This is a genomic window from Nonomuraea sp. NPDC003201, from assembly GCF_053590415.1.
Window position 1 is genome coordinate 1 of record NZ_JBSFTC010000312.1, and the last position, 12,013, is coordinate 12,013.

At 71.3% G+C, this 12,013-nt stretch carries 11 protein-coding genes and 1 pseudogene; 2 read left to right on the forward strand and 10 right to left on the reverse strand.

The window, feature by feature from the left end; all coding sequences use genetic code 11:
- Positions 1–245: 245 nt before the first annotated feature.
- Positions 246–773: a CGNR zinc finger domain-containing protein gene (locus tag ACWDX9_RS51325; protein WP_364240559.1), complete on the reverse strand. Its 528-nt coding sequence runs from the start codon at positions 771–773 to the stop codon at positions 246–248.
- A 113-nt stretch (positions 774–886) separates the two neighbouring features.
- On the opposite strand from ACWDX9_RS51325, the gene ACWDX9_RS51330 reads away from it, so the two are divergent.
- Positions 887–1,789 (forward strand): DMT family transporter, encoded by a 903-nt coding sequence (locus ACWDX9_RS51330; RefSeq protein WP_449968937.1) that lies wholly within the window; start codon positions 887–889, stop codon positions 1,787–1,789.
- Positions 1,790–1,795: 6 nt separating this feature from the next.
- On the opposite strand, the gene ACWDX9_RS51335 is transcribed toward ACWDX9_RS51330, so the two are convergent.
- The 9 genes from ACWDX9_RS51335 to ACWDX9_RS51375 form a co-directional block, all read right to left on the reverse strand.
- On the reverse strand, positions 1,796–2,173 hold the full coding sequence (locus tag ACWDX9_RS51335; protein ID WP_350725059.1) for a Fur family transcriptional regulator: 378 nt from the start codon (positions 2,171–2,173) through the stop codon (positions 1,796–1,798).
- A complete protein-coding gene (locus tag ACWDX9_RS51340) occupies positions 2,170–3,042 on the reverse strand; it encodes a metal ABC transporter permease (protein ID WP_449968956.1) in 873 nt (290 codons plus the stop codon). Before ACWDX9_RS51340 ends, ACWDX9_RS51335 begins: the two co-directional genes overlap by 4 nt.
- Before the next feature lie 28 nt (positions 3,043–3,070).
- A complete protein-coding gene (locus tag ACWDX9_RS51345; RefSeq protein WP_449968939.1) occupies positions 3,071–3,850 on the reverse strand; it encodes a metal ABC transporter ATP-binding protein in 780 nt (259 codons plus the stop codon).
- The gene (locus ACWDX9_RS51350; RefSeq protein WP_449968942.1) at positions 3,847–4,761 is read right to left on the reverse strand and encodes a metal ABC transporter substrate-binding protein; all 915 of its coding nucleotides are present in this window, start codon (positions 4,759–4,761) and stop codon (positions 3,847–3,849) included. Before ACWDX9_RS51350 ends, ACWDX9_RS51345 begins: the two co-directional genes overlap by 4 nt.
- Positions 4,762–5,098: 337 nt before the next feature.
- Positions 5,099–5,959, reverse strand: coding sequence for a formate dehydrogenase accessory sulfurtransferase FdhD (gene fdhD / locus ACWDX9_RS51355; protein WP_449968944.1), 861 nt, complete (start codon positions 5,957–5,959; stop codon positions 5,099–5,101).
- A gap of 29 nt (positions 5,960–5,988) precedes the next feature.
- Positions 5,989–6,831, reverse strand: a complete 843-nt coding sequence (locus tag ACWDX9_RS51360; protein WP_364239898.1) for a 2Fe-2S iron-sulfur cluster-binding protein — start codon at positions 6,829–6,831, stop codon at positions 5,989–5,991.
- Positions 6,828–8,645 carry an NAD(P)H-dependent oxidoreductase subunit E gene (locus ACWDX9_RS51365; protein WP_449968947.1) on the reverse strand — a complete coding sequence of 606 codons (1,818 nt, stop codon included), beginning with the start codon at positions 8,643–8,645 and terminating at the stop codon, positions 6,828–6,830. Before ACWDX9_RS51365 ends, ACWDX9_RS51360 begins: the two co-directional genes overlap by 4 nt.
- A 4-nt stretch (positions 8,646–8,649) precedes the next feature.
- Positions 8,650–10,551 (reverse strand): molybdopterin oxidoreductase family protein, encoded by a 1,902-nt coding sequence (locus ACWDX9_RS51370; protein WP_449968950.1) that lies wholly within the window; start codon positions 10,549–10,551, stop codon positions 8,650–8,652.
- Between the two features lie 38 nt (positions 10,552–10,589).
- On the reverse strand, positions 10,590–11,567 hold the full coding sequence (locus tag ACWDX9_RS51375) for a 2-dehydropantoate 2-reductase (protein ID WP_449968953.1): 978 nt from the start codon (positions 11,565–11,567) through the stop codon (positions 10,590–10,592).
- 100 nt (positions 11,568–11,667) lie between these two features.
- Between ACWDX9_RS51375 and ACWDX9_RS51380 the strand changes: the two are divergent.
- Positions 11,668–12,013: pseudogene (locus ACWDX9_RS51380) on the forward strand (hypothetical protein); the annotation flags it as partial.

Sequence of the window (12,013 nt, forward strand, 5' to 3'; positions counted from 1 at the left end):
CCCTTTAATTCTCTAACACTTCTCTTTTTTTTTTTGTTTTGTTTGGGGGTGGGCGGGGGGGGGGGGCGGCCCCCCCCCCCCCCCCCCCCCTGGGGGTGTGGGGCTTGCCTCCGCAGGGCGCTGCCCGAGTGCTCCATCGCGCGTAGCGCGTCTCAGTGCGAGGACCGAGCTGTTCCCCCTGGGCCGCCTGAGCGTCCCGGCTCTCCCCGGGGTTGCCGAGTTCCCCCCGGAGGGCTGTTCTGGGGTTAGGCGCGGCGGCGGGCGCGGTAGGCGGCTACGTGCATGCGGTTGCCGCACGTGCGGCTGTCGCAGTACACGCGGGACCGGTTGCGGGACTCGTCGACGAAGACACGGTCGCAGTCCGGGGCCGAGCAGGTGCGCAGGCGTTCGACCTCACCCTCCACCAGCAGGTGGGCCAGGGCGACGCCGCAGTCGGCCGCCACGTGCTCCGCCAGGGTGGAGTCCGCGGCGAAATAGTGCATGTGCAGCGGGTGGCCGTCGTGCTCGGTCAGCCGGGGCGTGATGCGCGTCTCGGCGAGCAGGACGTTCAGGGTGCGGACCGCCGTGGGCTGGTCCGGGGAGATGAAGACGCGGTAGAACACCTCTCGTACCATCCGCACCTGGCCCAGGTCGCGGGGCGTCAGCTTGGTGACGCCGCTGATCTGGCGGGACTCCACGAACGCCTGCAATTCGGCCAGGCCCGCCAGGCCCTCGTCGCCCCCGGTGGAGGGCGAGGTGTTGACCAGCTCGACAACGGTGGCCAAAGAATGCACCATGTCATGGCCAAACGGCATGTTGACTCCTGTCCGCGCCGGGTTCTAGCGTGGTCGCACTGTATCTCCTGCATGGCCGTACGGGGGTTTCTATGAGTGCACATCGCCGTATCGTGCTGATCGCGATCGTCGGTGCGCTGATCATCTCCACCTCCGCCCCCTTGGTTCGGCTCTCAGGTGTATCGCCTGCCACGTCCGCGTTGTTCCGTTGCGCGTACGCCGTGCCGCCCATGATCGTGCTGGCCTGGCTGGAGCGGCGCAGGCTGGGGCCGCTGCCGTGGAAAGGGGTGGCGCTGGCCTGGCTGGCGGGCGTGGTGTTCGCGCTCGACCTGCTGTTCTGGCATCACGCGATCGACTACGTGGGCGCGGGGCTGGCCACGGTGCTGGGGAATCTGCAGGTGTTCCTGGTGGCGTTCGCGGCCTGGGCGCTGTTCGGGGAGCGGCCGTCGTCCCGGTTGATGGTCGCGACGCCGATCGTGTTCGCGGGCGTGGTGCTCATCTCCGGGGTGTTCGACAGCGCCGCCTACGGGCGCGATCCGATCATGGGAGTGCTGGCCGGGGTCGCCACGTCCATCTCGTACGCGGCGTTCCTGCTGCTCATGAAGGCCGGGCCGGCGCGGGCCGTCGGGCCGCTGGCGCACGCCACGGTGGTCGCCACCGTGGCCATCGCCCTGCTGAGCCCGCTCTTCGGGGGCGCCGACCTCATGCCGAGCTGGCCGGCGCACGGGTGGCTGCTGCTGCTCGCGCTGGGGCCGCAGGTGCTGGGGTGGTCGCTGATCACGTTCTCGCTGCCGCGCCAGCCGGCCGCGCTCACCGCGTTGCTGCTGCTCATTCAGCCCATGACGACCGTCGCGCTGTCCGCGGTGGTGCTGGGCGAGCGGCCGTCGGCGCTGCAGCTCGCCGGGTGCGCGGTGATCGTCCTCGGAGTCCTGTACGGCTCCCGCACCCGCTCGCCGCAGCCCGGCGAGACCCGCCGGAAAGAGCCACGCGCGCAGCAGGTGCCGAAGGCCGGCTGACGCCGGTCAGCCCTTGGAGCAGGCGGCGCAGGTGCCGAAGACCTCGACCGTGTGGGTGATCTCGGTGAAGCCGTGCTCGCCGCCCACCGCCTCGGCCCACCGCTCGACCGCGGGACCGGCCACCTCCACCGTGTGGCCGCAGCGGCGGCAGACCAGGTGGTGGTGATGGACGTCGCTGGCGCACGCGCGGTAGACGGACTCGCCCTCGTCCGTACGCAGCACGTCGACCTGCCCGCCGTCGGCCAGCGCCTGCAGGGCGCGGTAGACGGTGGTCAGGCCGATCTTCGCCCCGTGCAGGCGCATCTCGGCATAGACGTCCTGCGCGCTGCGGAACCCCTCGCTCCTGCGGAGGGTGTCGTGCACGGCGTCGCGTCTCGTCGTCATACGACCTCCTCCACGCGCACCTTCGGTCGCTCGCTCACTGTCGACTCCCGGGTACGGCCTCGGCGTACGAATTTACCGACACCGAGGGCCAGGACGAAGCCGGCGAGAGCAAGAAGCACGATCGCCGCGCCGGGAGGCACCTTGGCCGAGTAGGTGGAGGCGAGCAGGCCGCCCACCGAGGCGAGCACCCCGAACAGCATGGCCAGCCCCATCGTCGTGCGGAAACCCCGGGTGAGCTGCTGGCTGGTGGCCACCGGGATCACCATCAGCGCGCTGACCAGCAGCAGGCCCACCACGCGCATCGCGATCACGACGGTGAGCGCGGCGGTGACCGCGATCAGCAGGCTGAGGAAGCGGACCGGCAGGCCACTCGCCCGGGCCATCTCCTCGTCCTGGCAGAGCACGAACAGCTCCCTGCCGAAGACCACGACCACGCCGATCACGGCCACGGCCAGCGCGGCGATGACCCAGATGTCCTGGACCGTGACGCTGGCGATGGCGCCGAACAGGTAGGAGTTCAGCTTGGCGTTGCTGCCGCCCGGCGCGATGCCCATGAGCATGACGCCGCCCGCGATCCCGCCGTAGAACAGCAGTGCCAGCGCCACGTCGCCGCTGGTCCGCCCGCGCGCCCTGACCAGCTCGATGGCCACCGCCCCGACGACGGAGACGATCACGGCGGTGAGCACGGGCGTGGTGCCGGTCAGGAAGCCGAGGGCGACGCCGGTCAGCGCCACGTGGCCGATGCCGTCACCCAGCAGCGCCAGCCTGCGCTGCACGATGAACGTCCCCACGGCGGGCGCGCACAGGCCCACCAGCAGCGCGGCCACCAGGGCGAGCTGGAAGAGCTGCTCCTGGAGCAGATCCATGATCATCGCGGTTCCCTCCGTCGGCGGCCGTTCACGGCGCCTCCCCCTGCCAGCCGGTCAACGGCCCCGCGGACGGTGTGGCCGCGTGCGGATGCTGATGTTCGTGGCCCGGCCGGGCGCAGTCGCCCTCCGGGCGCGGCGGCCTGCCGTCGTGCGCGACGCGGCCCTCGCGGATCACCACGCCGCGCGTGATGATCGGCTCCAGCGGCCCCAGCTCGTGCGCGACCAGCACCACCGTCTTGCCGTCGCGCACCAGCCCGGCCAGCGTGTCGGCCAGCAACTGCTGTGTGTCGGCGTCCACGCCCGCCGTCGGCTCGTCCATCACGTACGTGTCCGGCTCCCCGGCCAGCGCCCGGGCGATGAGCACCCGCTGCTGCTGGCCGCCGGACAGCGACTGGACGGGGTCGTTCGCGCGGTCGGCCAGCCGGACGGCCTCCAGCGCGCCGGCCACGGCGGCCTTGTCGGCCGGGCTGGTCCTGCGCAGCCGGCTCTGCCTGGCGATCCGGCCCGAGGCCACGACCTCGCGTACGGTGGCGGGCACGCCACCCCCGACCTGGAGCCGCTGCGGCACGTAGCCGATGCGCCACCACTCGCGGAACCTGCCCGGCGGGGACCCGTACATCAGCGTCGAGCCGCCGGTGAGCGGCGTGAGGCCGAGCAGTGCGCGGACCAGCGTCGACTTGCCCGAGCCGTTGGCCCCCAGGAGGGCGACGACCTCCCCCGGGCAGACGGTCAGGTCGATCCCCCGGAGGACGGGCTTGCCGTCGAAGGAGACCCGGCCGTCGGTCATCGCGAAGGCCGTTTCGCTCATGCCGTACACCCCAGTGCTGTTTGTAGGGTTTTGAGGTTATCGCGCATGGCCGACAGGTAATCGCCGGAGGGCCGGCTCTCCAGCGGGTCGAGCACGGCGGTCTTCGCGCCCACCTCGTTCGCGAGCACCTCGGCCACCTTGGGGCTGACCAGGGACTCGGTGAAGATCGTGGTCACACCCTCGGCCCTGGCCAGCTTGGCCACCTCGGAGATGCGCGCGGGCGACGGCTCGGTCTCGGGGTCGAGCGTGATGCCGACCTGCTTGAGTTTGTAACGGTCCGCCAGGTAGCCGAACGCCTCGTGCGCCGTGACCAGCGACTTGGTCCTGCACGTGCTCAGGCCCTTGGCGAACTCCTGGTCGAGCGTTCCAAGCGCGCCCGCCGTCTTGGCGGCCCGGTCCTTGTACGCCTGCGCGTGCGCCGGGTCGGCGGCGGCCAGGCGCTCGCCGAGCTTGGTGGCGATGGTGGCCAGGCGGGTGGGGTCCAGCCAGAGGTGCGGGTCGTACGAGACCTCGTGGCCGTGCTCCTCCTCGCCCTCCTCGTGCCCGCTCGCGGGCAGGGTCGTGACGGCCGTGGCGGCGTCGAAGCTCTTGTCGGCGTCGACCGCGTCGTCCACGGCGGGCTGGACGCCCTTGATGTAGACCGTGAGCGCCGCCTTCTGGATCTCGGTCACCTGCTGGATGCTTAGCTCGAGGTCGTGCGGCTCGACGCCGGGCGCGGTCAGGACGGTCACGTGCGCGTCGGATCCTCCCACCTGCTCGGTCAGCCATTGGAGCGGATAGAACGCGGCGACCACCTCCGGCCTGCCCCCTGCGGTGGTCTCGGCGGAGCCGGATCCGCAGGCGGCGGTGGTGAGGAGGGTGGCCCCGGCCAGCAATCCGACGGCGTACGACCGGGAAAATCCTGACATCATGTGAGTCAGTATGCGCCAAAATGAAAATGGTTGTCAAAATCCCCGGCGAGGGGGCGCCGTTGCCTGGACTGAGGAGCGCAGGGAGCGTAGCGACCGGAGGGACGAGGGAAGGCGACGGCTCGGAGCGACCGAGCCCGCCTCCGCGAAGTGGAGGCCATAAGCACGTGAGGGAGCGCCGTTGCCTGGACTGAGGAGCGCAGGGAGCGTAGCGACCGGAGTGACGAGGGAAGGCGACGGCTTGGAGCGACCGAGCCCGCCTCCGCGAAGCGGAGGCAATGAGCAGAGAGGGGATGCCGGACGGCGGCTGGGGGCCAGGGCGCCGTGCGGCATCCCGCCATCACCCCGGGGTATGTGCGCCGGCCGAGCCATAGCCGGCGCTCGGGGTGATGCTCAGGCGGCGCTCGCCCGTATAGACGTTCATCGAGTCCCCGCGCAGGAACCCGATGAGCGTCAGCCCCTCCTCCGCGGCCAGTTCGACCGCGAGCGACGACGGCGCCGAGACTGCGGCGAGCACCGGGATGCCCCCCATGACCGCTTTCTGCACCAGCTCGAACGAGGCCCGGCCCGACACCATCAGGACGGTCCCGCGCAAAGGGAGCCGGTCGTTGCGCAGGGCCCAGCCGAGCAGCTTGTCCACCGCGTTGTGCCGGCCCACGTCCTCGCGCACGCACAGCGGCTCGCCGTCGGACGTGAACAGGCCGGCCGCGTGCAGGCCCCCGGTCCGGTCGAACACCCGCTGGGCCGCGCGCAGCCGGTCCGGCAGGGCGGCGACGGTCGGCTGCGCCAGCTCGACCGGGTCGTCTCCGGCGCTCCAGCGAGCCACCGTGCGTACCGCCTCCAGCGACGCCTTGCCGCAGACGCCACAGGAGGACGTGGTGTAGAAGTTGCGCGGCGCGGGCGCCGTCACGCCGGGCGCCAGCCGCACGTCGAGCACGTTGTACGTGTTCCCGTCGTCCACCGTCGCGCCCGCGCAGTAGCGGATCGTGGCGATGTCGTCCGCCGCGCCCACGGCCCCCTCGCTGACCAGGAACCCGGCGGCCAGGTCGAAGTCGTCGCCGGGCGTGCGCATGGTGACCGTCAGCGGTGTCCCGTCGAGGCGGATCTCCAGCGGCTCCTCGGCGGCCAGCGAGTCGATCTTGGGGATGCGGGCGCTGTCCTTGACCCGCAGGATCCGCCGTTTCACCGCGACCCTAGACACGAGCGATCCCCTCGGCCCGGATGAGCGCCCTAGACATAGCCGTACCCGAAGCGGCCCTTGACGCAGAGGTTGCCCTTGGTCACCGGGTTGTCGTGCGGCGAGCTCACCTTGACGATCTTGTTGTCCTGCACGTGCAGGGTCAGGTTGCAGCCGACCCCGCAGTAGCTGCAGACCGTCGTGGTCTCGCTCTGCCGCGACTCGTCCCAGGTGCCCTCGGCCCGCATGTCGAACTCGGTCTTGAACGACAGCGCGCCCGTCGGGCACACCTCCACGCAGTTGCCGCAGTAGACGCAGGCCGAGTCGGTGAGCGGCGCCTCGAACTCCGTGGAGATCGTCGCGTCGAACCCCCGGCCCGCGACGGCGATGGCGAAGGTGTTCTGCCACTGGTCGCCGCAGGCGTCCACGCACTTGTAGCACAGGATGCACTTGCTGTAGTCGCGCACGTAGAGGTCGTTGTCCACCTTGGCCGGCTGCTCGACCGTGGCCGCGTCGTCGCCGAACCGCGTGGGGTCGGCGCCGTACTCCTCGGCCCACTCGGCGGCGCGAGGGGTGGTCGACAGGTCCACGGAGGAGCCGAGCAGCTCCAGCACCACCTTGCGGCTCTGCCGGGCCCGCTCGGTGTCGGTGCCGACCTTCATGCCGGCCTCGGCCTTGCGGGAGCAGGCGGGCGCCAGCGTCCTGGCGCCCTCCACCTCCACGACGCAGACGCGGCAGGCGTTCTTCGGGGTCAGCGTGTCGCCGTAGCAGAGGGTGGGGATGTCCTTGCCCGCCGCGTGGCAGGCGTCGAGGATCGTCGAGCCCTCCGGCACCCGTACGTCCTCGCCGTCGATCTGGACGTCGATGAGCCGCCGGGGCGGCTGGAGCGGGATCATTTGAACACTCCCAGACGGTCGATGGCCGATTCGACGGCGTTCCAGGCGGTCTGTCCGAGGCCGCAGATCGAGGCGTCCCGCATGGTCTGGCCGACCTCGCGCAGCAGCACGAGATCGGGGTCGTCGTCCCGGCGCGGGAGGCTCGGGGAGACCCGGCGTGACAGCCGGTGCAGGGCCTCCTCCTGCCGTACGGTGCCGACCCGGCAGGGCACGCACTGGCCGCAGGACTCGTCGCGGAAGAACTCCGCGATGCGCAGCAGCAGCCGTTTCATGTCCACGGTGTCGTCGATGACGAGCACCACGCCGGAGCCGAGCGTCGCCCCCGCGTTCCTGGTGCCCTCGAAGGTGAGCGGGATGTCCAGGTCGGTGACGAACGCGCCGGCCGCGCCGCCGAGCAGCACCGCCTTCGTCGTGCCGGTGGTGCCGGTCATGTCCAGCAGTTCGCGCAACGTCGTCCCGAAGGTGAGTTCGTACACGCCGGGCCGCTCGACCGCGCCCGAGACGCAGAACAGCTTGGGCTCGGCCGCCGTGTACGCCCGGGCGCCGCGCTCCAGGATCGGCAGCACGTTGACCAGCGTCTCGACGTTGTTGACCACGGTCGGCTTGCCGAACAGCCCCTTCTCCACGGGGAACGGCGGCTTGCTGCGCGGCTCGCCCCGCTGCCCCTCGATGGAGTTGAAGATCGCGGTCTCCTCGCCGCAGATGTACGCGCCCGCGCCCCTGCGCAGCTCGATGTCGAACGACAGGCCCTTGCCGAGGATGTCGTCGCCGAGCAGGCCCCGCGCGCGGGCGGTCGCGATGGCGTGCTGGAGCCGCGCGGTCGCCCTGGGGTACTCGCCCCTGATGTAGAGGTATCCCTTGGCGCAGCCGGTGGCGTAGGCGGCGATCGTCATCGCCTCCACCAGCGCGTACGGGTCGCCCTCCATGATCACGCGGTCCTTGAACGTGCCCGGCTCGCTCTCGTCGGCGTTGCAGACCAGGTAGTGGGGGTGGTCGGGCTGGCGCGCGGTGGCGTCCCACTTGCGGCCGGTCGGGAACGCGGCGCCGCCCCTGCCGACCAGCCCCGACTCCAGGACCTCCCGGATGACCCCGGCGGGCCCCAGCTCGAACGCCCTCCTGAGCGCGGTGTAGCCGCCGGCCGCCCGGTAGTCGTCCAGGCTCGCGGGATCGGTCGTGCCGACCCTCCTGAGCAGGGTCAGCCCGTCCTGCCCGGCCTGCGGCACGGCCGCCGCCACCGGGGCGTCGCCGGCGACGTCGAGGCTGGGGGTGGCGCCGTTGGGGGTGGGGGAGTCCAGGGTCAGGGAGGCGTTCGCGGGCGCGTACACCTGGGCCTTGGGAGGCGTGCCCGCCTCCAGGGCGAGCGCGGCGGGGGCCCGCTCGCACAGGCCCAGGCAGGGGCTCTCGTGCCACGCCTTGCCGGGCGGGCCGAGCCGCTCCTCCACCCGCCTGCGTACGTTCTCGCCGCCCTTGGCCTGGCAGGCCAGGTCGGTGCAGACGTGCAGCACCCGCTTCGGCCGCGGCTCCATGGAGAACAGCGAGTAGAACGTCGCCACCCCGTACGCCTCGGCGGGCGGCACGGTCAGGCGGCGGCAGATGTAGTCGAGCGCGCCCTCGCTGATCCACCCGACCCGGTCGTTGACCGCGTGCAGCGCGGGCAGCAGCATGTCGCGCTGCGACTCTGCGCGGGCGGCCACCCGCAGGTCGGCCTCGGTCCTCCCGCCGCCGTCCCACGCCGACGCGGGCGGCCCGAGCAGGGCGTCGACGGCCGCGCGCTCCTCGTCGGACGGCTCTGCGCCACGGAACCTCAGATCCATCTGATCACCCGGCCTTCACGAGCTTCTCGACGCGTACGGCCGCCGCCTTGAACTCGGCGGTGCCCGCGATCGGGCAGGTGGCCTCGATGGTGAGGGAGTTGGTGTCCACCTCGTCCGGGAAGTGCATGGTCATGAACACCAGCCCCGGCCGCAGGGCGGGGTCGATGAACACCGGCGCGACCACCGACCCGCGCCGCGAGGTGATCCGCACCTCCTCGCCCGCGACGACGCCGAGCCGGTCGGCGTCCTCGGGGCAGAGCTCCACCGTCTCGCCCCGGCGCAGGGGAGAGGCGAACCCGGAGGACTGCACGCCCGTGTTGTACGAGTCGAGCCGCCGCCCGGTCGTCAGCCGCAGCGGATACTCCTCGTCCAGCAGGTCCACCGGCGGCGAGTGGCGCAGCACCGCGAACGGCGCCGGCACGCCCCGCCTGACCGGGTCGCTCTCCCACAGCCTGCCGTGCAGGTAGGGCGGCTCCAGCGAGTCCTCCGACGGGCAGGGCCACTGGATGCCCTGCAGGTCGGCCAGCCGCTGGTAGCTCATGCCGTGGTGCTGGGGCGACATCGCGCGCAGCTCGTTCCAGACCTCCTCGGCGCCGTCGTAGTGCCAGTCGTGGCCCAGCCTGCGGGCCAGCTCGCACATGATCCAGATGTCGTCGCGCGCCTCGCCCGGCGGATCCAGGGCCTTGCGGACCCGCTGGACCCGGCGCTCGCTGTTGGTGAACGTTCCGTCCGCCTCGCACCAGGCGGCGCTGGCAGGCAGCACGACGTCGGCCATCTGGGCGGTCTTGGTGAGGAAGATGTCCTGCACGACCAGGTGGTCGAGCATGGACAGGCGCTTGATGCAGGCCAGCGAGTCGGCCTCGGACTGCACGGGGTTCTCACCGATGAGATAGCAGGTGGTCACCTCGCCGTCGGCCATGGCCTCCAGCATCTGGGTGAGGTTGAGGCCGTAGCGGGGCTGGATCTCCCTGCCCCACGCGCTCTCGAAACGCGCCCGGATGCCGGGGTCGAGGATGTCCTGGAAGCCGGGCAGCCGGTTGGGGATGGCGCCCATGTCGCCGCCGCCCTGCACGTTGTTCTGGCCGCGCAGCGGCGACAGGCCCGAGCCGTAGCGGCCGACGTGGCCGGTGAGCAGGGACAGGTTGATCAGGGCCCGTACGTTGTCCGTCGCGTTGTGGTGCTCGGTGATGCCGAGCGTCCAGCACAGCTGGGCGCGGTCGGCGCGGGCGTAGGCGTGGGCCAGCTCGCGGATGGCGTGCGCGGGCACGCCGGTGACCTGCTCGGCGACGGTCAGCGTCCAGGGCTCGACCGACTCCTTGAACTCCTCGAACCCGACCGTGGCCCGCTCGATGAACGCCTCGTTGTGCAGCCCGGCGTGGATGATCTCCCTGGCCACCGCGTGGGCGAGGGGGATGTCCGTGCCCACGTTCAGGCCCAGCCACAGGTCGGCCCACTGGGCGGTGCCGGTGCGGCGCGGGTCCACCGCGAACATCCGCGCGCCGTTGTGGATGCCCTTCAGCACGTGCTGGAAGAAGATGGGGTGGGCGTTACGCGCCGCCGAACCCCACATCACGATCACATCGGTGTCCTCCACCTCCTGGTAGGAGGACGTGCCGCCGCCACTGCCGAACACCGCCGACAGCCCCGCCACGCTCGGCGCGTGGCAGGTGCGGTTGCAGGAGTCCACGTTGTTGGTGCCGATCACCACGCGGGTGAACTTCTGCCCGACGTAGTTCATCTCGTTGGTGGAACGGGCGCACGACAACATGGCGAAGCAGTCGGGCCCATGCGCGGCGAGGTTGCGGCGGAAGCCCTCCGCCGCCCGCTCCAGGGCCTCCTCCCAGGTCGCCCTGCGCAGCGCGCCGTTCTCACGCACCAGTGGATGGGTCAGGCGGTCATAGCTCATGATCCCTCCATTCTGTATACAGGCTACGGTATTCCTCACTAGACCGCGCGGACAAGGTTGGCGTTGAGGAGGTCGCTCACCGCGTGGATGGCACGCAGCGTCGGCACCTCGGCGCCGGTGAGGTCGGCCAGCTCGACCACCGCCGCGAGCAGCACGTCCAGCTCCAGCGGCTTGCCCTTCTCCAGGTCCTGCAGCGTGGAGGTCTTGTGCTCGCCCGCCTTCTCCGCCCCCTTCAGGCGGCGCTCGATGGAGATCCCCGGATTGCAGCCGACCCGCCCGGCCACCTCGACGGTCTCCCGCATCATGGCCACGACCAGTTCCCTGGCGCCGTCGTGGCGGCAGATCCCGGCCATCGTGGCCCTGGCGAGCGCGCTGATCGGGTTGAAGGCGATGTTGCCCATGAGCTTGATCCACACGTCTTTGCGCAGGTCGCGCTCCACCGGGCACTTGAGCCCGCCGGCTATCGCGGCCTGGCTGAAGGCGTTGCACCGCTCGGTCGGCTCGCCGTCCGGCTCGCCGATGGAGAAGCGGGTGCCCTCAAGGTGGCGGATCACGCCGGGCCGCTCGATCTCGGTGGCGGCGTACACGACGCAGCCGACGGCACGGTGCAGGGGCAGCGCGGTCGTGACCGCGCCGCCCGGGTCGACGCTCTCGATGCGGTAGCCCTCGTAGGGGCCCTTGAGCCCGTGGAAGTACCACCACGGGATGCCGTTCTGCGCGGCGATGATGCTCGTGGCCTCGTGCAGGAGCGGCCTGATCATGGGGCCCGCGGAGGCGTAGCTGTTCGCCTTGAGGCCCAGGAAGACGTGGTCCACCGGGCCGACCTGGGTGGTGTCGTCGGTGGCATGGGGATGGGCGGTGAAGTCGCCTCTGGGGGTGAGCACCCGCACACCGGCGCGCCGGATCGCCTGCAGGTGCTCGCCTCTCGCGATGAGGTGCACCTCGACTCCCGCCCGGTGGAGGGCGGCCCCCACGTATGCGCCGATGGCGCCGGCGCCAAGAACAGCGACCTTCATGCTGCGCTCCGTTCTCGCGTCGGATTTGCATTCGGTATACAGTATGGAAAAACGTGGGTCAAGGAGCATGCCTGTGACCGTTCTTCGGCATGATCTAGTGGTGGAATCGACGACCTGGGTGACCGCGCGGGCCCTCGCGAAGGGGGCCGCGACGCCCCTCGAACCCGCGTCCGTGCTGCTCGCCGACGCTCTCGGCGGCCGCCTCGCCGCGCCGTTGACGGCGCTCGTGGCGGTGCCCGGGGTGGACGTTTCGGCGATGGACGGCTACGCGGTGGCCGGTGCCGGCCCGTGGCGGGTGGTCGGCCGGGTTCTGGCCGGCGGCGCCTGCTACGCGGAGGAGCTGCGGCCGGGGGAGGCGGTCGAGATCGCCACCGGCATGAATTCGTCCGCACCGGGGATCGGACGACCCTCGTGGACGAGAACGCCGTCCATGTCGGACAACCAGG